This window comes from Janthinobacterium sp. NKUCC06_STL, from assembly GCF_019345455.1.
Classification (GTDB): Bacteria; Pseudomonadota; Gammaproteobacteria; order Burkholderiales; family Burkholderiaceae_D; genus Janthinobacterium; species Janthinobacterium rivuli.
On the sequence record NZ_JAHKQY010000001.1, the window covers coordinates 74105 to 94664 of the forward strand.

21 protein-coding genes are annotated in these 20560 nt (G+C 65.0%); 7 read left to right on the plus strand and 14 right to left on the minus strand.

What is annotated here, in order from left to right:
* Positions 1 to 95: 95 nt before the first annotated feature.
* The gene (locus tag KO539_RS00325) at positions 96 to 1058 is read left to right on the plus strand and encodes a succinylglutamate desuccinylase/aspartoacylase family protein (RefSeq protein WP_219306863.1); all 963 of its coding nucleotides are present in this window, start codon (positions 96 to 98) and stop codon (positions 1056 to 1058) included.
* Here the strand turns inward: KO539_RS00325 and KO539_RS00330 are convergent, their stop codons facing one another.
* The gene (locus KO539_RS00330) at positions 1059 to 1388 is read right to left on the minus strand and encodes an SMR family transporter (protein ID WP_070217979.1); all 330 of its coding nucleotides are present in this window, start codon (positions 1386 to 1388) and stop codon (positions 1059 to 1061) included.
* Between the two features lie 23 nt (positions 1389 to 1411).
* Entirely contained in the window at positions 1412 to 1732 is a 321-nt protein-coding gene (gene sugE / locus KO539_RS00335) for a quaternary ammonium compound efflux SMR transporter SugE (protein WP_070217981.1), read from the minus strand.
* Between the two features lie 213 nt (positions 1733 to 1945).
* Between sugE and KO539_RS00340 the strand changes: the two genes are divergently transcribed.
* The 5 genes from KO539_RS00340 to KO539_RS00360 all read left to right on the plus strand — a co-directional run bounded on the left by KO539_RS00340 (position 1946) and on the right by KO539_RS00360 (position 5835).
* Complete coding sequence (locus KO539_RS00340) at positions 1946 to 2305, plus strand: DUF1304 domain-containing protein (RefSeq protein WP_219306864.1); 360 nt, start codon at positions 1946 to 1948, stop codon at positions 2303 to 2305.
* 174 nt (positions 2306 to 2479) lie between these two features.
* Positions 2480 to 3055: a hypothetical protein gene (locus tag KO539_RS00345; protein WP_219306865.1), complete on the plus strand. Its 576-nt coding sequence runs from the start codon at positions 2480 to 2482 to the stop codon at positions 3053 to 3055.
* A 72-nt stretch (positions 3056 to 3127) separates the two neighbouring features.
* Positions 3128 to 4300, plus strand: coding sequence for a helix-turn-helix transcriptional regulator (locus KO539_RS00350; protein WP_219306866.1), 1173 nt, complete (start codon positions 3128 to 3130; stop codon positions 4298 to 4300).
* Between the two features lie 123 nt (positions 4301 to 4423).
* Positions 4424 to 4720 carry a helix-turn-helix transcriptional regulator gene (locus KO539_RS00355; protein WP_035819965.1) on the plus strand — a complete coding sequence of 99 codons (297 nt, stop codon included), beginning with the start codon at positions 4424 to 4426 and terminating at the stop codon, positions 4718 to 4720.
* Positions 4721 to 4770: 50 nt separating this feature from the next.
* Positions 4771 to 5835 (plus strand): alkene reductase, encoded by a 1065-nt coding sequence (locus tag KO539_RS00360; protein WP_035819967.1) that lies wholly within the window; start codon positions 4771 to 4773, stop codon positions 5833 to 5835.
* 174 nt (positions 5836 to 6009) lie between these two features.
* On the opposite strand, the gene KO539_RS00365 is transcribed toward KO539_RS00360, so the two are convergent.
* Complete coding sequence (locus KO539_RS00365) at positions 6010 to 6231, minus strand: hypothetical protein (protein ID WP_099378736.1); 222 nt, start codon at positions 6229 to 6231, stop codon at positions 6010 to 6012.
* Between the two features lie 249 nt (positions 6232 to 6480).
* On the opposite strand from KO539_RS00365, the gene KO539_RS00370 reads away from it, so the two are divergent.
* On the plus strand, positions 6481 to 7092 hold the full coding sequence (locus KO539_RS00370) for a 1-acyl-sn-glycerol-3-phosphate acyltransferase (protein ID WP_035819971.1): 612 nt from the start codon (positions 6481 to 6483) through the stop codon (positions 7090 to 7092).
* Between the two features lie 4 nt (positions 7093 to 7096).
* Here the strand turns inward: KO539_RS00370 and KO539_RS00375 are convergent, their stop codons facing one another.
* From KO539_RS00375 to KO539_RS00425, 11 genes are all read right to left on the minus strand, one after another.
* A complete protein-coding gene (locus tag KO539_RS00375; RefSeq protein ID WP_257626058.1) occupies positions 7097 to 7657 on the minus strand; it encodes a HupE/UreJ family protein in 561 nt (186 codons plus the stop codon).
* Positions 7654 to 8292 carry an urease accessory protein UreG gene (gene ureG / locus KO539_RS00380; RefSeq protein ID WP_219306867.1) on the minus strand — a complete coding sequence of 213 codons (639 nt, stop codon included), beginning with the start codon at positions 8290 to 8292 and terminating at the stop codon, positions 7654 to 7656. Before ureG ends, KO539_RS00375 begins: the two co-directional genes overlap by 4 nt.
* A 23-nt stretch (positions 8293 to 8315) precedes the next feature.
* Complete coding sequence (locus KO539_RS00385; protein ID WP_219308515.1) at positions 8316 to 8996, minus strand: urease accessory protein UreF; 681 nt, start codon at positions 8994 to 8996, stop codon at positions 8316 to 8318.
* Complete coding sequence (gene ureE, locus KO539_RS00390; protein WP_219306868.1) at positions 8996 to 9520, minus strand: urease accessory protein UreE; 525 nt, start codon at positions 9518 to 9520, stop codon at positions 8996 to 8998. The genes KO539_RS00385 and ureE overlap by 1 nt, the downstream gene beginning before the upstream one ends.
* A 13-nt stretch (positions 9521 to 9533) precedes the next feature.
* Positions 9534 to 11234: an urease subunit alpha gene (gene ureC / locus KO539_RS00395; protein ID WP_219306869.1), complete on the minus strand. Its 1701-nt coding sequence runs from the start codon at positions 11232 to 11234 to the stop codon at positions 9534 to 9536.
* 1 nt (position 11235) lies between these two features.
* Positions 11236 to 11565, minus strand: a complete 330-nt coding sequence (locus KO539_RS00400) for an urease subunit beta (RefSeq protein WP_219306870.1) — start codon at positions 11563 to 11565, stop codon at positions 11236 to 11238.
* A 21-nt stretch (positions 11566 to 11586) separates the two neighbouring features.
* On the minus strand, positions 11587 to 11889 hold the full coding sequence (locus tag KO539_RS00405; RefSeq protein ID WP_034751936.1) for an urease subunit gamma: 303 nt from the start codon (positions 11887 to 11889) through the stop codon (positions 11587 to 11589).
* Between the two features lie 25 nt (positions 11890 to 11914).
* Positions 11915 to 12781 (minus strand): urease accessory protein UreD, encoded by an 867-nt coding sequence (locus KO539_RS00410; RefSeq protein WP_219306871.1) that lies wholly within the window; start codon positions 12779 to 12781, stop codon positions 11915 to 11917.
* A 137-nt stretch (positions 12782 to 12918) separates the two neighbouring features.
* On the minus strand, positions 12919 to 15123 hold the full coding sequence (locus tag KO539_RS00415) for a GGDEF domain-containing response regulator (RefSeq protein WP_176388525.1): 2205 nt from the start codon (positions 15121 to 15123) through the stop codon (positions 12919 to 12921).
* Positions 15124 to 15298: 175 nt separating this feature from the next.
* Positions 15299 to 17464, minus strand: a complete 2166-nt coding sequence (locus KO539_RS00420) for a HAMP domain-containing sensor histidine kinase (protein WP_219306872.1) — start codon at positions 17462 to 17464, stop codon at positions 15299 to 15301.
* A complete protein-coding gene (locus KO539_RS00425; RefSeq protein ID WP_219306873.1) occupies positions 17461 to 20526 on the minus strand; it encodes a PAS domain-containing hybrid sensor histidine kinase/response regulator in 3066 nt (1021 codons plus the stop codon). Before KO539_RS00425 ends, KO539_RS00420 begins: the two co-directional genes overlap by 4 nt.
* Positions 20527 to 20560 lie beyond the last annotated feature (34 nt).

Below are 20560 nucleotides of genomic sequence, written 5' to 3' on the forward strand. Positions count from 1 at the left end.
CCACACGCTGCCATGGCCACATTTTTACAGGCGTCCACGGCGAATCCCGCTAAAATATGCCGACCCCGCTTTCCCTTCCCGCAACAGCATAGGATATGTCCAGCATGAGCAGCGCACTCCACTTCAAGTCCATCAACTACACGGGCCAGGGCAGCGGCCCGCGCCTGATCGTCACCGGCGCCGTGCACGGCAATGAAACCTGCGGCACCAAGGGTATTCAACGCGTGATGGCTGAACTCGACAGCGGCGCCCTCTCCATCGTGGCCGGCAGCGTCACCTTCGTGCCCATCACCAACCCGCTCGCTTACGCCAAGGGCGTGCGCAGCGGCGACCGCAACCTGAACCGCAACCTGTTCCCGAACGACAATCCACAGGATTTCGAAGACCGCATCGCCAACTGGCTGTGCCCGCTGCTGGGCCAGCACGACGTGCTGCTCGACTTGCACTCGTTCAATGCCGACAGCCAGCCTTTCGTCATGGTGGGCCCGCGCAATAACGATGGCCCGCTGCAACCGTTCAAGCACGAAGACAAGGAACGCGCGCTGGCGCGCCGCCTGGGCGTACGCCGCTTCGTCGATGGCTGGCTGCAAACGTATGGCGCCGGCGTGCAGCGCCGCCTGGGCAGCAGCGACCAGGTCGGCATGGTGTTGCGCTATGGCGTGGGCACGACGGAATACATGCGCTCGACGGGCGGCTATGCCCTGACCCTGGAATGCGGCCAGCACGCGGATCCGACCGCGCCGGATGTGGCCTACAGCGCCATCATGAACACCCTCGCCTTCCTCGGTTTCATTGACGCGCCGCAGCCGGAACCCATCGCCGATACCGACATGGAAGCGCTGAACATGGTCGTCGTGCACGACAAGCTCGATGCGGGCGACCGCTTCATCAAGACCTGGTCCAGCTTTGACAAGGTCAAACAGGGCGAGCAGATCGGCGTGCGCGCGGATGGCACGCCCGTGACGGCCGAATTTGACGCCTATATCCTATTCCCGGACGTCAACGCGCAAGCCAATGCCGAGTGGTATTACCTGGCGCGGGTGGCCAGCAGCTTTTGATCAGTGACCAACGGATTTTGAAAACAGGTTAATCACGAGCACGCCGGCAATGATCAGCCCCAGGCCGATCAAGGCCGGCGTGTCGAGGCTTTGCTTGAACCAGAACCAGCCGACGGCGGAAATGAGCACGATGCCCACGCCGGACCAGATGGCATACACGATGCCGGTAGGAATGACCTTCAAGGTCAAGGACAAACACCAGAAGGCGATGCTGTAGCCAACCACGGTGATGACGCTGGGCCACAAGCGGCTAAAACCCTCGGACGCCTTCAAGGCGCTGGTGGCGATCACTTCGGCGATGATGGCGATGGCCAGGTAGAAATACGTCATGGCAAGACTCATGCTGGCATCCTTTATTGTGGGCTGAGCAATTTCAAGCCCAGGATACCGGACACGATCAGCGCGATGCAGGCGATGCGCGCGGCGCTGGCCGGTTCGCCCAGCACCATGATGCCGAAGATGGCCGTGCCGACAGTACCGATGCCCGTCCAGATGGCGTAGGCCGTGCCCAGCGGCAAGGTGCGCAAGGCCAGGCCCAGCATCACCACGCTGCCCAGCATGGAAACGGCCGTCAGCACAGATGGCACGAGGCGGGTAAAGCCGGCACTGTATTTGAGGCCGATGGCCCAGCCGATTTCCAGCAAGCCCGCCAATACCAGAATGATCCACGCCATACTTTTCTCCCGAGGCGGCAGGGTCGTCCCCACCATACAGCCCCCACATCGAGCGGGGTCGTCCCCACAGGAGCAAAGGGAAAAGTATACCATTGGGTGAAAAATCTTGCCCCAAGCACACTTTGCGCTAGTGCCATCGCTCTAATCGAAAGTTGCCAAAAAACATGCACTTGGCAGCATAATTGCCGCATCCACTCACTCTCGGGAACAACGATGCTACTTCTGGCCCAAATCCTTACCGCCCTTATCCTGCTGCTGCACGTCTACATCGTGCTACTGGAAACCGTCTTGTTCGATGCGCGCGGACGCAAGGTGTTTGGCCTGTCGAAGGAAAAGGCGGAGATCGTGCGTCCCGCCATGTCGAACCAGGGTTGCTACAACGGTTTTCTCGTCGCGGCGCTGGCGCTGGGCTTTTTTCACCCGGACGCGGCCATCGCTTATGCGTTCACCGTGTTCGGCCTGGCGTGCATCGCCGTGGCCGGCGTGTGGGGCGCGGCCACCGTCATGATGCGCATCCTCTACCTGCAAACCGTGCCTGCCGTCATCGCCTTGCTGCTGTTCCACTTCGCCTGATCCCTGCCGGGGCGGCCAGCCGGCCGCCCTGCCTCGCCCCGCTCCGCTCCGTGCCGCCTGCGCATACCCCAAATGGGTGATGTTTCCAAAAAACATGCCCGATACAATTCCTTGTAGCAATAAAAAAGATACCACCAGACACATGGTGGCAAGTCACAGTCCACAGGGGAAATCATGCAAGCACATCCAACCACCTTTGCCGCCACTCTGCTCGGCTGCCTCATGCTGTCCGCCTGCGGTGGCGGCGGCAGCGACGGCACCAGCTCGGGCAGCGGCTCCACCAGTGCCAGCGGCGGCACTTCGTCCACTTGCCAGTACAGCAATCTGATCAGCGATACGGAACGCAAACAGGCCAGCGCCTGCGGCATCCAGGTATCGGGCAACTATGCCCAGGCAGACTCGGGGTACGATAGCCTCGTGGCCGCCTGCAAGCAGGGAGACAAAGCCAAGGCCGATGCCTACTACAGCGGCACGTACCAGAAAATGGTCGACTATGCGCGCTCCGTAAGCAAGGACCTCGGTTGCGGGCAAAACAATGGCCCCACCTTGCCCAACAACACCACGGCCAGCAATTACAATTTCTGTGTCAAAAGCACCAGCGTCAATGGTAAGCTCAGCTATGAAGGCGCTTGCTACGGCCCCGTCAAATCCGGCGAAGGCGGCTGCGGCAGCGGCTATAGCTATATCAGCCAGTACGCCAGCCTCAGCACGTGCACCTCCGGCGGCAAAAGCTGGCTGGAATCGCGCTAGGGAAGTCGGGCGGCCGAGGCCAAGGCCGCCCGAGATATGTCTTGTCCACCGCTTGCCGCATGAGGATTGCCCATGACGCCATCGCTCGCCGTCGCCAGCCAGGCGCTGATTACCCTGATCTACGAAGCGGCCACGCAGCATGGCGCCTGGTCGCAATTCCTCGCCGCCTTCGCGCAACAACTGAAATCGCACGCGGGTTTGATCTGGGCCAATGATTTCAGCAACCGATCGGTCGACGTCCAGCTGCCGGGCAGCGGCCTGTCCGCCACGTATGGCTTCGAATCGGACGCCATGGCCAGCTTTGCCAGCTATTACGGCGCGCGCAATGTGTGGCTGGAAGACGCCACCCTGCACCGCGAAGGCGCCGTCGTCACCGGTTCCATGCTGTTTCCCGACCATTGCCTGAAGAAAACCGAGTACTGGGCGGACTGGCTGCGCCCGCAAGACATCTTTTATACGGCGGCAGCCATCGTCGAATTGCGCGCCGAGCGCTCCACCAACGTCACCGTGGTGCGCCGCGAACAGGCGGGCGCCTACGAGGCGGGCGAGCTGGCGCTGATCCGCAGCCTGATGCCGCACCTGCAGACGGCCTTTGCCCTGCAGCGCAAGCTGCGCCGGCTGGAAGTGCTGTCCCAGAGCTCCACCCAGGTGCTGGAATTGCTGCCGTTTGGCGTGCTGTTGCTCGACGCCACGTCGCAATTGCTGTACGCCAACGAACGGGCGCTGGCCATGACGGCTTCGACGCGCTTGCTGCAACTGCGCGAAGGCGCGCCCCTGTATTGCCCGCGCGAAGCGGACAACGGCGCGCTGCGGCGCATGCTGCACGAGGCGGCTCAAACGGGCACGACGGCGGCAGGCGGCCCCGGCGGCGTACTCAACCTGAACGGCTTGACGGGCGAACAGCTGCGCCTGCGCGTCACGCCCCTGCCCTCTTGGCACAGCCCGTTTGGCTCGGCCAGCGCCATCGCCGTCTTCCTCAGCGACAGCAGCGACTTGATCACCTCCCTGGCCGCCACCCTGCGCAATTTCTATGGCATGACGGTGGCCGAGGCACGCCTGACGGAAGCGCTCGTCAACGGCTACTCCCTGCAGGAATACGCCGAACGCCAGCGCATTTCCATCCACACGGCGCGCACGCAAATCAAGAGCGCCACCGCCAAGGCCGGCGCCCAGCGCCAGGTGGACCTGGTGCGCATCGTGTTGACAGGCCCGGCCGTGCTCCAGCGCAACCCCCTTCCCGCCTGAACCCTTCAACAACGCGCGCCGCCGGCACGCTTTTCATTTATATCGTAGAATCACGATATTAGAATTTTGGAAAAACGATATATACATCGCTGAAAAGCGAATTGTGTATTGAGGAGAAACAACATGGATATCGACGCCATCCACAAGGCGCTGGCCAATCCGGTGCGCCGGCAGATTTTGCAATGGCTGAAGGAGCCGGAACAGTATTTCCAGGAGCAGGACCACCCGCTGCACCTGGGCGTGTGCGCCGGCCTGATCGACCGCCGCCTGAACCTGTCGCAATCGACGGTGTCGGCACACCTGGCCAGCCTGCAGAAGGCGGGCCTGATTTCAGCCACCAAGGTGGGCCAATGGAGCTTCTTCAGCCGCAATGAAGACACTATCCAGGCCTTTCTCGACCACATGCAGCAAGGTTTGTAACAGCATCCACATCGCCGCGCGCGGCACTCTAGACAGGAAAGACAACCATCATGGCAACTTTATTCGACCCCATCACCATCGGTAGCCTGCAACTGAAAAACCGCATCATCATGGCGCCGCTGACGCGTTCGCGCGCCGGCAATCCGGGCCGCGTACCCAACGCCCTGATGGCCGAGTACTACACGCAGCGCGCTTCGGCCGGCATGATCATCTCGGAAGCGACGGCCGTCACGCCGCAAGGCGTGGGCTACGCCGACACGCCGGGCATCTGGTCCGAGGAACAGGTGGAAGGCTGGAAACACATCACCGAGGCCGTGCATGACGCGGGCGGCCTGATCGTGCTGCAACTGTGGCATGTGGGCCGCATTTCCGCGCCCGTCTTCCTCGATGGCGACTTGCCCGTCGCGCCCAGCGCCGTCAAGCCTGCCGGTCATGTGAGCCTGCTGCGCCCGAAACAGGAATTCGTCACGCCGCGCGCGCTGGACACGGAAGAGATTCCCGGCATCGTCGCGGCCTACCGCCTTGGCGCGGAAAATGCGAAAAAAGCCGGTTTCGACGGCGTGGAAATCCACGGCGCGAATGGCTATCTGCTCGACCAGTTCCTGCAAGACAGCACCAACTTGCGCACCGACAACTACGGCGGCTCGATAGCAAACCGCGCCCGTTTGATGCTGGAAGTGACGGACGCGTGCATCGAAGTATGGGGCGCGGACAAGGTCGGCATGCACCTGGCGCCGCGCCGCGATGCGCACGATATGGGCGATTCCGACCCGCACGCCACCTTCGGCTACGTGGCCCGCGAACTGGGCAAGCGCGGCATCGCCTTCATCTGCGCCCGTGAAGCCCTGGGCGAAGACCGCCTGGGCCCGTACCTGAAACAGGAATTCGGCGGCGTCTACATTGCCAATGAAAAAATGGACAAGACAGCGGCCGCAACCCTGCTGGCCAAAGGCGAAGCCGATGCCGTGGCCTTTGGCCTGTGGTTCATCGCCAACCCGGACCTGCCTGTACGCCTGCACAGCGACGCGCCCTTGAATCCGCTGAACCCGGACACCCTGTACGCACCCGATGCGAGCGGCTACACGGACTACCCGGCACTGGCGGCACAGGCTTAAGCAGCCTGAACGGCAAGCTGAACGGCATCCTGCAAGCCCCTTGGGCGGCACCGCGCTGCCCATCTCCCTGGCGGCGGGCGCAACGATACCAACGCATTAACTGCGTGATGATCGCGGCGCCCGCCGCCTCACTTTATTCGGCCTTATGTACGCCGCCGTTCCCCTATCTTCAGTTCAACGCCATCGGCGCCGTGCCGGCCGGGCCGGACGGCGCGCCTGCACGCTGCTGAAGACACGGCGTATCACTTCGACCGGCACCGCGTGCTCGCGCAAATAGGCCGTCGCCACCGTCCGTCCCAGGGCGTGATGGAAAGCAACGCCCCGCTCAACGAGCTCGGCCATCACTTTGTCCGTTCGCACCTTCTCCCCATTGACCTCGTCGATACTGTTTTTCATGCCATGGCTCCCTGTCGAGTGGATCAACACTGCATCAAGTTTTGACCACATCGTGCGCATTTAGTGCCCGACACAGAGGTCAAGCATCGTTAAAATAGCGGTAGCAAGCGCCCCGACACCGCATGAATAGCGGCCTCGGCTGCTTGTCGCCATCGCCAGCCCCGTATAGAATGCCTGCGCAGAATTTTGCTTCAAGGAAAATGGCCACCAGCGCCATCCGATCAAGAACAGTGTCACTGAAGGGTATCAATGGACGATTTATTTGTACAAGCGGGCGACTTGCCGACCTGGCGCCAGCGCTGCGCGCTGCGCGTGCTGCAGCTGTTCGGCTGGCGCCTGCGCTTTCGCCCCCTGCCGGGGCCGCGCGGCATCGCCGTCGTCTACCCGCACACGTCCAACTGGGATTTCATGGTGGGCCTGTTCGGTAAATGGGCGCTGTCCCTGCCCTTCCGCTGGCTGGCCAAGGATACCCTGTTCCGCGGCCCCATGGGCAAGGTGCTGCGCTATCTGGGCGGCGAACCCGTCGACCGCAGCACCACCAGCGGCACGATCCAGCGCCAGGCGGAACGCATGCTGGCCGCCGACTGGTACTGGCTGGCCATCACGCCGGAAGCGACGCGCAGCTACCGTCCGAACTGGAAAAGCGGCTTTTATCACCTGGCCGTGGCCGCCAAGGTGCCGCTGTTGCTGGTCTACATCGACTACCCGAACAAGGTGCTGGGCGTCGTCGACCATTTATATCTGACTGGCGACAAGGACGCCGACATGGCCGCCATTGCCGCCGTGTATGCGGGCCATCAGGGCTTGCACCCGGAAAAGGCGGCGCCCATCGTGCTGTCCGACAAGCGCCCCGGCGCTTAAACGATTAAGCAAGTCCCATCAACACCACGCCGGCGGCCGTCAAGGCCACGCCGGCCACGCGCAGCATGCGCTCGGCCAGTACCTGGCCGGTGAACCGTCCCGCGACCAGCAGAATAGCCGAAGCCAGCATGAAGCCGCAGGCGGCCGAGGCGGCCGGCAATTCCTGGCCATGCGCATTGCCATGTGCCAAGGCGAACAGGCCCACCAGTCCCATGCCGAGCCAGTTCGGCAAGGCCAGCGCCAGCGCGATGGCCAGCCCCACCAGCGCCACCGTGGCGGCGATGCCCGTTTCCAGCCCGGGCAGCGTCAATCCGACCATGCCGGCCAGCGCGCCAAGCAGCATCATGCCGAGAAACGTGGCGCTCTGGCCCAGACTGCGACGCTGCTGGCCGCCCCAGATGCCCACGCCCAGCATGGCCAGCAAATGGTCGATACCCGTGAACGGATGGGCGAAACCGGCCAGGAAGCCGGCGCTCTCGCCATGGCCGGGGTGGGCCATGGCCGGTAAAGCCAGCAGGCACAGCACCGCCACGGCGGCTGTTTTCTTCATCAGTCTTGCAGTCATTGCAGCTCCTTGCCTAGTTGATCGAGCAAACCTTGCTCACGGATAAAATCGATGACGACCTGCACGCCGTCGCCGCTGCGCAAGTTGGTAAATACGAAGGGGCGTTCGCCGCGCATGCGTTTGGCGTCCTGCGCCATGATGTCCAGGTTGGCGCCCACGTATGGCGCCAGGTCCGTCTTGTTAATGATCAACAAGTCGGAGCGCGTGATGCCGGGCCCGCCCTTGCGCGGGATTTTTTCGCCACCGGCCACGTCGATCACGTAAATCGTCAGATCCGACAATTCCGGGCTGAAGGTGGCGGCCAAATTGTCTCCGCCCGATTCGACGAGGATCAAATCAAGGTTGGGAAAATCCGCCTGCATGCGCGCGATCGCTTCCAGGTTGATCGACGCGTCTTCGCGAATCGCCGTGTGCGGACAGCCGCCCGTTTCCACGCCCATCAGGCGCTCGGCCGGCAAGGCATCGGCGCGCAGCAGGATTTCCATGTCTTCCTTGGTATAGATGTCATTCGTGATGACGGCCATGTCGTAGCGTTCGCGCATGCCCTTGCACAGCATTTCGCACAGGGCCGTCTTGCCCGAGCCGACGGGCCCGCCGATGCCCACGCGCAGAGGATTGGAAGTGATCGAAGTCATAGTATGGTCTCTCGTTGTTGTGTTCAGGAACGGTACAGGCGGCTGTACTGCACTTCGTGGCGCATCGACAGCAGCGACAGGCCGGGCGCCCAGTTGCCCATCTCGTCGTCTGGTAATGTTTGCGCCGTCAGGGCCGCCGCCTCCAGATCCGGACGCAGCGACAGCAGCAAACGCTGGCCCGCCACCTGCCCCAGCGGCACGGATTTCACGCAGACGAGCACCTGGTTTTCCGCCCAGGCGAACAGCATGGCCAGCAGCGCCTCTTCGCGGGGAATCGCCAGCGCCGCCACGGCGCAGGCATACGCGGTCGGCAGGGCAACTTCGGGCTGGCCCTGCAGCATGTCGATCAGCACGCCATCGGCCACGCCCAGCTCGGCCAGCAATTTGGTCAGTGAATATCCCATCTGGATGGTTTCGGCACGAAATTCCGCCGTGTCGCGCGAGGCGATGAAACGCTCGCTCCAGCGCTGCACGGCGCACAGATCCTGTTCCTCGAATGCCTGCATCAGCCGCCAGCACAGCGGTGCTTCCCAGCGCGCCACCACCTGCGTCAGATGCTCGGCGATCCAGCTACGCGCCGTGGCCGCGTCGCTCACCAGGCCGGATTCGAGCGCCGCTTCCAGACCCTGCGAATAACTGTAGGCGCCGATCGGCAAGGCCGGACTGGCGAACTGCAGCAGGTGCAGCAGGGCCGACGCCTGCATCATGCAGCGCCTGGCACATCGCCGGGACGGTGGATTTTCTGCCGCAGCGGCACGGGCGCCAGCAAGTGCTGGCCGTGGCCATCGTGGTGGCCATGGCCGCCGCCATACGCGCCCGCCTCCGGCTCGAACGGCGCGCTTTCTTCCGTCACGCTCGCCTGCAAGCCTTCCAGCATCTCCTTCAGTACCACGTCCTTGCGGATGCGCAAAAAGCCGTCGCCCACCTGCGCCTGCGTGTGGCGGTTCCCCAAGTGAAAAGCGCAGCGCAGCAGGGTATGCGCATCCTCGCAGCGCACCAGATAGGTCGGTTCGCGCGCGGCGACGATCCGCACCACCTGGCCATCCGGCCCCGTCATGCGCTCGCCGTCGCGCAGCACCGTGCCGCGCACGGTGAACACGGCCACGTCGTCGCCATTTGTCAGCACGGCGCGCAGCCGGCATTTTTCGCGCTGGTCGTAAGGCAGCACGAGTTGCGCGAAGGGCGCGCGGTCATCGTCCGCTCCCAGTTTGGTATGCAAAGTCAGCATGCTTGTCTCCCGCTTAAAATAGAAAATAGCGCTGCGCCATCGGCAGCACGGCGGCCGCTTCGCACACGAGCAGCTGGCCGTCGGCGCGCACGGCGTAGGTTTCCGGGTCCACTTCCATGTGCGGCGTGGCGCTGTTGTGGATCATGTCGTGCTTGCGCAAGCCGCGCATGTTCTTCACGGCGATGACGGATTTATTCAGTTTGAGCTGATGGCCGATATCGAGGTCGTAGGCCGCCTGCGACACAAAAGTAAACGACTTTTTCAGGCCGCCGCCGAAGGCGCCGAACATCATGCGGTAATGCACGGGCTGCGGCGTGGGAATCGACGCGTTCGGGTCGCCCATCTGCGCGGCCGCGATCATGCCGCCCTTTAAAATCATCGACGGCTTGACGCCGAAAAAGGCCGGCTTCCACAGCACGATGTCGGCGATCTTGCCCGCCTCGATGGACCCGACCACGTGCGAAATGCCATGCGTAATGGCCGGGTTGATCGTGTACTTGGCGATGTAGCGCTTGGCGCGGAAATTGTCGCTGCGCGCCGTGTCGGGCGCCAGCGGTCCCCGCTGCACCTTCATCTTGTGCGCCGTCTGCCAGGTGCGCATGATCACTTCGCCGACTCTGCCCATGGCTTGCGAGTCGGACGACATCATCGAGATGGCGCCGATGTCATGCAAAATATCTTCCGCGGCGATGGTTTCGCGGCGGATGCGCGACTCGGCAAACGCCACGTCTTCGGCAATCGCCGGATCCAGGTGGTGGCATACCATCAGCATGTCCAGGTGTTCGTCAAGCGTGTTGACGGTAAACGGGCGTGTGGGATTGGTCGACGAAGGCAGCACGTTGGCCTGCCCCACGGCGGCGATGATGTCGGGCGCATGGCCGCCGCCCGCCCCTTCCGTGTGAAAGGTGTGGATGGTGCGGTCCTTGAAGGCGGCCAGCGTGTGTTCGAGAAAACCGCCTTCGTTGAGCGTATCGCTGTGCAGCGCCACCTGGATATCCATGCGGTCGGCCACCGACAGGCAATTGTCGATGGCGGCCGGCGTGCTGCCCCAGTCCTCGTGCAGTTTCAGGCCGATGGCGCCCGCGCGCACCTGCTCTTCCAGCGGCAACGGCAGGCTGACATTCCCCTTGCCCATGAAGCCCAGGTTCATCGGGAAGGCGTCGGCCGCCGCCAGCATGGCGTGCAGATGCCATGGCCCCGGCGTACAGGTGGTGGCGGCCGTGCCCACGGCCGGTCCCGTGCCACCGCCCAGCATGGTGGTCACGCCGCTCATCAGCGCTTCCTCGATCTGCTGCGGGCAAATGAAGTGAATGTGGGTGTCGACGCCGCCCGCCGTGACGATCAAGCCTTCGCCGGCGATGATTTCCGTGGCGCCGCCGATGGCCAGGGTCACGCCGGGCTGGATATCCGGATTGCCCGCCTTGCCGATGCCGAAGATCAGGCCATTTTTCAAGCCGATGTCGGCTTTGACGATGCCCCAGTGGTCGAGGATGACGGCATTCGTGATGACGGTGTCCATCACTTCGGCCGCACAGCGCTGCGACTGGCCCATGCCGTCGCGGATCACCTTGCCGCCGCCGAATTTCACTTCTTCGCCGTAGATCGCATAGTCATGCTCGATCTCGATGAACAATTCCGTGTCGGCCAGGCGGATGCGGTCGCCCTTGGTAGGGCCGAACATTTCGGCATACGCGCTGCGGGGAATGCTGGCCATCTCAATCCTTTCCCGGTGGAGTGTCTTGCAGTTCGCCCATCACTGCGCCATTGAAGCCGAAAACCTTGCGCTCGCCCGCCAGCGCCACCAGTTCCACCGTGCGCTGCTGGCCCGGCTCGAAGCGCACGGCGGTGCCGGCCGTGATGTTCAAGCGCATGCCGTAGGCGCGCCAGCGCTCGAAGGCCAGCGCCGGATTGACTTCAAAAAAGTGGAAGTGCGAGCCGACCTGGATCGGCCGGTCGCCCCGGTTGGCCACCACCACGGTGGCCGTGGCGCGCCCGGCATTCAAGCTGATTTCGCCTTCTTCCAATTGGTATTCGCCTGGGGTCATGAGGGGCTCCTTCTCAAAAGACTACGGTATCGGGTGGTGCACGGTCACCAGCTTGCTGCCATCGGGGAAGGTCGCTTCCACCTGAATGTCGGGGATCATCTCGGCGATGCCGTCCATGACGTCGGCGCGCGACAGAATTTTTGTCCCGTCCGACATCAGCTGCGCCACCGACTTGCCATCGCGCGCGCCTTCCATGATGGCCGCGCTGATCAGGGCCACCGCTTCCGGATAGTTCAACTTCAAGCCGCGCGCCAGGCGCCGTTCGGCCAGCAATGCAGCCGTAAAAATGAGCAGCTTGTCTTTTTCGCGGGGAGTCAGGTCCATGTTTTTCCTTGTGCTTCTTTCCTGTTCAAGTGTTCCAGATGCGGGGCACGACGGCGTCGCGTCCCAGCATGGCGGGGCGCAGCAGCTGCCAGGCGGCCAGCATGACGCGGCGTGCCGCCTCGCTGTCGCCGCACAGCAGGCGCACCACCACCAGTGACTTCATGTGCGTGGCGCCAAACGCGGCGCCGGCCGGCACGGCGATCTCGCGCACGGCCGCCAGCACGGCGGCAGAAATGGGTGTGCCGATGGCGATCAGGGTGGCGCACACGGTGTGTCCCCCCAGGCCCAGCGGGCTGGCCATCAGCGCGCCGCCGGCCGCCAGCACGCCCTGCTCCCACCACAGCAGCTTGCCGCCGCGGCGGATCCGCACCTGCTGGCTGATGCTGCCCGTATTGAAAATTTCGCCCGAGGCGCTGCGGCCCAGGCAGACGATGTCGCAGCCGATGTAGCTGGCGTCCGGCGCCAGCTCCACCTCGTGGCGCAGGCGCACGCAGGCCTGGTCGAAGAAGATGCTTTCCTGCGGCAGCCACTCGATGGCGGCGCCGCTACCGGCGCGCAGCACGATGTGCTGGCCCGAGACATGGCCGTTGGCGCGGTACCATTTGGCGGCGCCCGGCGACGTGAGCAAGGCGCGCGCGCCCTCGCCCAGCGTGGCGTCGACGGCCAACTGGTCGCCGCCCACCACGCCGCCCGGTGGATGGATGATGATGGCGTGGCAGACGGCGTCGCCTTCCGGATACAGGGGCTTTTGTACGCGCAGGGGGCCGCTGTGCGTGCGCTCGACGAGGCGGCTGACGCCATCGTGCAGCGCAAAGCCCAGGCGCAAATGCGCCTGCCAGGCGCCGTGGGCGCTGGCTGATAAAGGCGTGACTGGAAGGGTGCTATCTGGCATGCGGGGCAATCGCGTAAATAAGCGATTACCTAAGCAGGATATATGCCAGCGTCAAGGGAAGGAAAAGTGAGAATCATGCACCGCGCTGCAGCGGACGCACCGGCATGGTGCATCGGCCGCACCGCAGTGCCTGTCTCTTACGCCACGGCCAGCGTACGCCGTTCACGCAGCAGGGCCGTGAAGGCTTCGGCGGCCAGGGGGCGGCTGAAGTAATAGCCCTGCATTTCATCGCAGCCGTGTTCCGTCAGGAAGTCGACCTGTGCGCGCGTTTCCACGCCTTCGGCGATGACGCGCATGTCGAGGTTGTGCGCCAGCGAGATGACGGAACGGGCGATGGCCGCATCGCTGCTGCTGGTGGTGACGTCGTCGACGAAGGATTTGTCGATCTTCAGCACGTCGATGGGAAAACGCTTCAGGTAGCCGAGGCTGGAATAGCCGGTGCCGAAGTCGTCGAGCGAAATGCCCACGCCGATATCCTTCAGGCGCGTGAGGGCCGCCACGGCCTTGTCCGGGTCGCCCATCACCGTGCTTTCCGTGATCTCGATGCCGAGGCAGGCGGGCGCGATGCCGTATTTGCGCAAGGCCGCCTCGACGAAAGGCACCGTGCGGTCCTGCGCGAACTGCTTGCCGGACAGGTTGACGGCCACCTTGACGCTGCCCAGGCCCGCGTCGTGCCAGGCGCGGATTTGCGCGCACACGCTTTCGAGCACCCATTCGCCGATGGCCGTGATCAAGCCGTATTCCTCGGCCAGCGCGATGAACAGGCCCGGCGGCACCTTGCCCAGCACCGGATTATCCCAGCGCAGCAGGGCTTCCGCGCCCAGCAAGGCGCCCGTGCGCAAGCACATCTGCGGCTGGTAGTGCACTTCGAATTCATCGCGGCCGATGGCGCCGCGCAGCTGCTGCTGCATCGCCAGCCGGGCGCGGATATCGCTGCCCATGCGCTCCGTGAAGAAGGCGTAATGGTCGCGCCCCATTTCCTTGGCGCGCACCAGGGCCGTATCGGCGTGGCGCAGCACGTCGTCGAGGCTGTCGCCGTCGGCCGGACACATGGCGATGCCGATGCTGGTCGTCAGCGCCAGGCGCTCGCCATCGACGCTGAGCTCTTCGCGCAAGCCGGCCAGGATGGTTTGCGCCAGGCCCAGGGTGCGCCCCAGCAGGGCGTCGTCCTGCAGCAGGATCTGGAATTCGTCGCCGCCCTGGCGCACCACCGTGTCGCCCTCGCGCACGCAGCCGGACAGGAAACGCGCCACCACTTGCAGCGCCTTGTCGCCCACGGCCTGGCCGTGCGAATCGTTGATGTTCTTGAAGCGGTCCAGGTCGAGGCACATCAGCACCACCTGCTGGCCGTCGCGCTGCGCGTTCGCGCGCGCCTGTTCAAAGCGCTCGCGCAGCAGCACGCGGTTCGGCAAACCGGTCAGCGCGTCGTGGTAGGAGAGGAAATCGATCAGATGCTGCTCGGCCTTGCGCTCGCTGATGTCGAGGAAGACGCCGATGTAGTTGACGACGGCGCCGTCGGGGCCGTGCACGGTGGAGACGCTGAGCAGGCAGGGATAGGTGTCGCCGCTCTTGCGCCGCGTCTGCACCTCGCCCGACCAGCAGCCGCTGCTGCGCAAGCCCTGGCGCAGGGCCAGCAGCACCGCTTCGCCCGTGTATTCGGCGTGCAGGCGCATGATGTCCGTGCCCACCACTTCCTGCGCCGCGTAGCCGGTGATGCGGGTAAAAGCGGGATTGGCCGTGACGATGACGCCGGCCGCATCGGTGATCAGGATGGCGTCCTGGGTCGCTTCGAAGACCTGGCCCGACAGGCGCAGCAATTCTTCATTGGCGCGGCGGATCTGCACTTCGCGCGCCAGGGTGCTGGCCACCTGCTCCAGTTCGGCCGTGCGTTCGGCCACCCTGCGTTCCAGGTTGGCGCGTTCCTGCGCCAGCTGCAGCTGCGCGCGCGCCAGGCGCACGTGGGCGTCGGTGCGGGCCAGGATTTCCTCGGCCTGGAAGGGCTTGGCGATGAAATCGACGGCGCCCAGCGCGAAGCCGCGCACCTTGTCGTCCGTATCGTACTGGGCCGACAGGAAGATCACCGGCACCTGGCGCAGCGACGGTATCTCTTTCAGGCGGCGACACACTTCAAAGCCGTCGAGGCCCGGCATGCGCACGTCGAGCAGGATCAGCTCCGGCGGACGCGCCTGGGCCGTCCACAGGGCCAGTTCGCCGTTTGGCGCCTGGCGCACGGCATAACCGGCGCCGCCCAGCAAATCGCTCAACAGTTTCAGTGAAGCCGGCGTATCTTCAACGATCAGTACTTCGCCCTTAGAGTTCACTTCCGAAAAATCGCGGTGCATGTAGCAGTTCTCTCAGCTTTGGATGAGGCGCGGCGGTCGGCTGCCGCGCTGGACAAGACATTTCTTTGCGATGAACTACGTACTATCATCATAATCTTTATTGCAATTTAGCACCATCCATCGGCGCCACTTAGTCCGTCTTTTCAGCGAATCCGATGTTGTCAGCCCACACTTTTCAAGCGGGCGCCAGCGCGCCCTCACTCTCCAGCAAGTCGCACAGCTGGCGGTACTGATGCTGGTCAAGCATGGCTTGCAGCGGCGCCAGCACGGGCGCCGCCACCGGCGGCAAGGCGCCCAGCAGCAGCGCCACCCTGGCCAGGTTCAATTCGCGCAGCGCCACCAGCAAGGCCGCGCGCTCTTCCCCGGCCAGCAGCAGCAAGTCTTGCGCCCGCAGTACCGGCGGCGCCTCGGGCGCCGGCGCCACTGGCAACGGCACGGACACCTGCACGGGCGCCTCGGCCGCCTGCGCGGGTATGCTGAAACGGAAGGTGGCGCCCTGCCCCGGCATCGATTCGACCGTCAGTTCGCCTTTCATCAATTGCACGAATTCGCGCGAGATGGCCAGGCCCAGACCCGTGCCATCCTTCGGTCCCGCGCTGTCGGCCTGCACGAAGGGCTCGAAAATGCGCTGCTGGTCTTCCGGGGCGATGCCGATGCCCGTGTCGCTGACGGCGAACGACAGCATCCATAGCCCGCCATCGCGCCGCTCGCCGCGCACGCGCAAGGCGACCTCGCCGCCGCCGGCGAACTTGACGGCGTTCGACATCAAATTCAACAGCACCTGGCGCAAGCGCGTCGCGTCGAGCACCACGGCCGCCGGCAAGCCCGCGCAATCGAGGCGCAGGGCCAGCCCCTGCTGCTCGGCGCGCATGCCCAGCATGTCCATCACTTCCTGCAGCAGGGGCGCCAGCGCCACCACGGCCGTCTGCGCGTGCAGGCGCCCCGCCTCGCCCTTCGACAGGTCGAGGATTTCATTGATCAGGGTGAGCAAATGATTGCCGGAGCGGTGGATGATGGCCAGGTTGCGCTTTTCATCGTCCTGCATGTTGGGCGAGGCGGCCATCAGGCGCGAAAAGCCGATCACGGAATTCAAGGGCGTGCGCAGCTCATGGCTCATGTTCGCCAGGAAGGTGCTCTTGGCGCGGTTCGCCGCCTGCGCCTGGCTGACGGCCACCGACAGGGCGCTCGTGCGCTCGGCCACCAGTTCTTCCAGGTGATGCCGGTGACGCAGCAGTTCCAGTTCGGCCTCGCGGTGCGCCGTGATGTCGTAGTTCGAGCCCACCAGGCGCATGGGCTGGCCCCGCCCGTCGCGGAAGATCACGGCGTCGGCCTTGATGTAGCGGATGGCGCCATCGGGCCACAGGATGCGGTACTCGTGCGTGAAGGCCTGGCCGGCGTCCAGCGCGGCGCGCAGGGCCTCTTTCGCGGCCGGCACGTCGTCCGGCACCAGCGCCGCGCGCCAGATCGCCGCCGGCGCCACCGTGCTGTCGGCATCGGCCTTGAACTGCGCGTACATCTGTTCATCCCACTGCAAGGCATCGTTGATGACGTTCCAGTCCCAGATGCCGATGCTGGCCGCGCCGGTGGCCATCTGCACGCGCTCCTCGCTGCGCTGCAAGGCGCGGTAGCGGCTGTCGAGCAGCGCCACCATGTCGCGGATGGAGCGGTACAAGGTGCGCAGTTCGCCCAGGAACCACGCTTTCGGCGGCGTGCCGAATGCTTCGCCCTGCCCCGCCTGGACGCCGGCCGCATACTGGCCGATCGCCTTCAGGGGCTTGAGCATCAGACACCACATGAGCAGCCAGATGCTGGCCACCAGGATCACGTCGAGCGCCACGATCATGGCGCCGATGCCCAGCGCGCGCTGCCGCAGCTGCGCGTGCAGCAGGGCCGGCGTCGCATACACGGCCACGCTGCCGATGACTTGTCCGCCCATCGTCACGGGGCGCCGCTGTACCAGCCAGCCCGGTTCGGCGGACAGCGAGGAAAAGCTGTCGATGGCGCCGCTCGCGGTGCGGCGCAGGACCAGCGCTTCCTTGCCGATGCCCGGCGTCAGGGAACTGGCCACCAGGTCGCGCTTGCCCAGCATGCTGCGCATGATGGCCTGCATCTGCTTTTCATCGAGATTCCACAAGGGCAGTTCGATGGCCACGGCCAGCTGGTCCGCGCTCACGGCCAGGCTGCGATGCAGCTGCTGCCAGCGCTGCTCGCGTTCTGACTGGTAAAACAGCACGGCAAAGACCAGCAGCAGCGCGGTGACGACGAAGGTCAAGGCCACGCTGACGGCCAGCACGATGGACACGCCGCCCAGGCGCGCGACTCTGAATGCCTGCATCGTCATGCGTCTTCGCCCTGCGGCTCACTGGCCAGCTGCGCCAGCAAGGCGCACAGCGGCTGATACTGATGCTGTTCCAGCATGGCGCCGACATGCGCGGCCAGCTGCGGCAGGCTGGTCGCCACGCCGGCCAGCACGATGGCGCTGCGCCGCAAGTCGAGGGCTTGCACGGATTCGAGCAGCGCCTGACGCTCGTCCGCGCCCAGCTGACCCAGCGAGTGCTGCAGGTCAAAGGCGACGGACGGCACGCGCGGCGGCATGGCGCCGGTGCGCTGGAAGCGCACGCCCAGTTGCTGCTCCAGTATGGCGAACAGGTGTTCCTGCTCGATCGGCTTGCGCAGGAAGCCGTCGGCGCCGGCCGCCAGCGCCTCCTGCTTTTCTTCCTCGAAGGCGGAAGCGGTCATGATCACCAGGCGCGGCTGCACCAGCGCCGGCTGCGCGCGCAGCCAGCGCGTCAGCGCCAGGCCGTCCATGTCCGGCATGCGCCAGTCGCTGAGCACGATGTCGTAGCGCTGCGCCGCCAGCATGGCTTGCGCCTGCACGCCACCCGCCGCTTCCTGCAGCTGGAAGCCCAGCGGCGCCAGCAAGCCGGCCAGCAGCTTGCGGCAGTTGTCGTCATCGTCGACCAGCAGCACCGTGCGCCCGCGCTGGCCCGGCGGCAGGCGCGCCACGCGGCCCGGCGCCAGCGGCGCGGCGGCAGGGCATTGCACGCAGGGCGCGCGCAAGTCGAAGTGGAACACGGAGCCCGTCCCCAGGGTCGATTCGACGCGCAGCTCGCCGCCCATCAGGCGCACGAATTCGCGCGAAATGGTCAGCCCCAGTCCCGTGCCGGCCTGCGCCACGGCGCTGTCGGCCTGCACGAACGGTTCAAAGATGCGTTCCAGGTCGTCTTGCGCGATGCCGCTGCCCGTATCGCGCACGGCAAACGCCAGCGCCACTTGCCCGTCGCCGTCCGCCTGGCACGCCAGCGACAAGGTCACGCTGCCCTGCTCGATGAACTTGAGCGCGTTCGACAGCAAATTGAGCAGCACCTGGCGCAGCTTGGCGCCATCGAGGCGCACCAGCGGCGGCACGCCGGAACGTTCGATCCGCAGCGCGATGCCCTGATCGCCGGAGCGCATGCGCACCATTTCGAGCACCTCGTCGAGCAAGCCGTTCAAGTCGACGGGACCCGCCTGCAGCTGCATGCGGCCCGCCTCGATTTTCGACAATTCCAGGATATCGTTGATCAAGGTCAGCAAATGGTGGCCGGCGCGGTTGATGATGGCCAGGTTATGCTTTTCTTCCTCGAACATGCTGCTCGAATCGGCCATCATCTGCGAAAAGCCGATCACGGAATTCAAGGGCGTGCGCAATTCGTGGCTCATGTTGGCGAGGAAAACGCTTTTTGCGCGGTTCGCCGATTCGGCCTCGGTGACGGCCACCGACAGAGCCGCCGTGCGCTGCTGCACCAGTTCTTCCAGGTGGTCGCGGTAGCCGAGCAGCTCCTGCTCGCTGTGCTTGCGCTCGGAAATGTCGACGATGCCGCTGCGCACCAGGCGCCGCCCTTCCATCGGCAAGCGCACCAGCCGCACTTCGCAGGGGAAGATGCTGCCGTCGGCACGCCGCACATTGCGTTCAACGAGGATCGGTTCACCGAGCATGGCGCGGCGCAGATGCTCTTCCATCATCAGTCCCAGCGGCAGGCCATCGGGCTGCTCGCCCGTGTACAGGTCGAACGGTCCACGCGCCAGCAGCGCTTCGCGCGACATGCCCAGCATGCGCTGCGCGCTGCTGTTGGCATCGATGAAGCGGTCCAGGTCCAGGTCGTACACGACGATGGCTTCGGGCGCATGTTCGACGAGAATGCGGAAGCGCTGCTCGCTTTCGCGCGCGTCGCTCTCGGCGCGGCGCAGGCGGCGGCGCTGCAGCAGCAGGGCGCTCAGCATGCACGCCATGGCGAGAAACACGGCGCCAACCGACAGCACGGCGACGCGGTGTTCGTGCCACAGCTGCGGCGGGCGGTTGAAGAACAGGGTCTGCGGCGGCAGCCGGCTGAAGTCCGCATCCCAGCGCTGCAGCTGTTCCCAGTCATACATGGGCACCGGCCGGACGGGTGGCAGCAAGGCGCCCGGCGCGGCAGGCGCCTTGCCGGCCAACACGGCCAGCGACATCTGCGCCACCTGCTGCGCGGCGCCTTCGATGTGCAGGATGGAGCCGCCGATGATGCCTTTTCCCACGTTCGTGTTGTACATGCCGAAGGCGGGCACATTCGCCAGCCGCGCCAGTTCACCGGCAAACTGCACCGGCGTGGCGATGGCGCCGTCCACGTCGCGGTTGACGTTACCCGCCACCAGCAGCGTATCGGCGGGCAGGTGCGCCACGGCCACGCGCATCTGCTCCAGGGTCAGGTCATCGAGATAGCGCATGGCCACCTTGCCCTGCCACGCCTGCGCCGCCTGCTGCATGCCGCGCTTCAAGGCCTGGTCGGCCTCGCTGGCGCCGACGGCCATGACGATGGTTTTCGTTTCCGGGAACAGCGCCATCGCTTGCGCCAGGGTACCGGGAAAATCGACGTTTGCCTTTTGCTGCCAGATGGCCAGCGGGCTGCCGGCCGGCAAAGCCTTGCCAGAGGTGTTAATCGCCAGCACAGGCACGCCGCGCGCCAGCGGCGCCAGGTCGGACAGCAAAAAATCGAGCGCCGGCTGCTGCATGGCGATGATCAGGTCGGCCTTGCGCCCCATCATCTGCGTGTATCTTAAAAGCAACAAATCCCGCATCTCGTTGCGCAGCGCCGGGTCGCCCTGGGTGTTCAGGTTCAGGTGCTCGACCATGATGTCTTCGCTGGCCAAGCCCGCGGCGGCCATGGCGGCCACATAGGTGCGCGTGTACGATTCCACGCCGGCGCGGCCGTAATCGTAAGCGTTGAGAAACAGCACGCGTTGCCCCTGGTGCGGCGCCGCAGTGGCCGGCGTCGCAGCCGGCACGGCGGCAGGGGCCGCGGCAACACACAACGCCAGCAGCAATGCGCGGCCACAGCGGCGCACCGCTGCCCTGCCCATCCCGCCGCCAGGCACATCACGCATCATTCGCCATGCCCATGCTTACTCTCGCTGTCACCAT

Excerpts from the sequence above, each read along its gene's own strand:
- KO539_RS00325 (WP_219306863.1), top strand. The coding sequence starts at position 96 with ATGTCCAGCATGAGCAGCGCACTCCACTTCAAGTCCATCAACTACACG.
- KO539_RS00330 (WP_070217979.1), bottom strand. The coding sequence starts at position 1,388 with ATGACGTATTTCTACCTGGCCATCGCCATCATCGCCGAAGTGATCGCC.
- sugE (WP_070217981.1), bottom strand. The coding sequence starts at position 1,732 with ATGGCGTGGATCATTCTGGTATTGGCGGGCTTGCTGGAAATCGGCTGG.
- KO539_RS00340 (WP_219306864.1), top strand. The coding sequence starts at position 1,946 with ATGCTACTTCTGGCCCAAATCCTTACCGCCCTTATCCTGCTGCTGCAC.
- KO539_RS00345 (WP_219306865.1), top strand. The coding sequence starts at position 2,480 with ATGCAAGCACATCCAACCACCTTTGCCGCCACTCTGCTCGGCTGCCTC.
- KO539_RS00350 (WP_219306866.1), top strand. The coding sequence starts at position 3,128 with ATGACGCCATCGCTCGCCGTCGCCAGCCAGGCGCTGATTACCCTGATC.
- KO539_RS00355 (WP_035819965.1), top strand. The coding sequence starts at position 4,424 with ATGGATATCGACGCCATCCACAAGGCGCTGGCCAATCCGGTGCGCCGG.
- KO539_RS00360 (WP_035819967.1), top strand. The coding sequence starts at position 4,771 with ATGGCAACTTTATTCGACCCCATCACCATCGGTAGCCTGCAACTGAAA.
- KO539_RS00365 (WP_099378736.1), bottom strand. The coding sequence starts at position 6,231 with ATGAAAAACAGTATCGACGAGGTCAATGGGGAGAAGGTGCGAACGGAC.
- KO539_RS00370 (WP_035819971.1), top strand. The coding sequence starts at position 6,481 with ATGGACGATTTATTTGTACAAGCGGGCGACTTGCCGACCTGGCGCCAG.
- KO539_RS00375 (WP_257626058.1), bottom strand. The coding sequence starts at position 7,657 with ATGACTGCAAGACTGATGAAGAAAACAGCCGCCGTGGCGGTGCTGTGC.
- ureG (WP_219306867.1), bottom strand. The coding sequence starts at position 8,292 with ATGACTTCGATCACTTCCAATCCTCTGCGCGTGGGCATCGGCGGGCCC.
- KO539_RS00385 (WP_219308515.1), bottom strand. The coding sequence starts at position 8,996 with ATGCAGGCGTCGGCCCTGCTGCACCTGCTGCAGTTCGCCAGTCCGGCC.
- ureE (WP_219306868.1), bottom strand. The coding sequence starts at position 9,520 with ATGCTGACTTTGCATACCAAACTGGGAGCGGACGATGACCGCGCGCCC.
- ureC (WP_219306869.1), bottom strand. The coding sequence starts at position 11,234 with ATGGCCAGCATTCCCCGCAGCGCGTATGCCGAAATGTTCGGCCCTACC.
- KO539_RS00400 (WP_219306870.1), bottom strand. The coding sequence starts at position 11,565 with ATGACCCCAGGCGAATACCAATTGGAAGAAGGCGAAATCAGCTTGAAT.
- KO539_RS00405 (WP_034751936.1), bottom strand. The coding sequence starts at position 11,889 with ATGGACCTGACTCCCCGCGAAAAAGACAAGCTGCTCATTTTTACGGCT.
- KO539_RS00410 (WP_219306871.1), bottom strand. The coding sequence starts at position 12,781 with ATGCCAGATAGCACCCTTCCAGTCACGCCTTTATCAGCCAGCGCCCAC.
- KO539_RS00415 (WP_176388525.1), bottom strand. The coding sequence starts at position 15,123 with ATGCACCGCGATTTTTCGGAAGTGAACTCTAAGGGCGAAGTACTGATC.
- KO539_RS00420 (WP_219306872.1), bottom strand. The coding sequence starts at position 17,464 with ATGACGATGCAGGCATTCAGAGTCGCGCGCCTGGGCGGCGTGTCCATC.
- KO539_RS00425 (WP_219306873.1), bottom strand. The coding sequence starts at position 20,526 with ATGATGCGTGATGTGCCTGGCGGCGGGATGGGCAGGGCAGCGGTGCGC.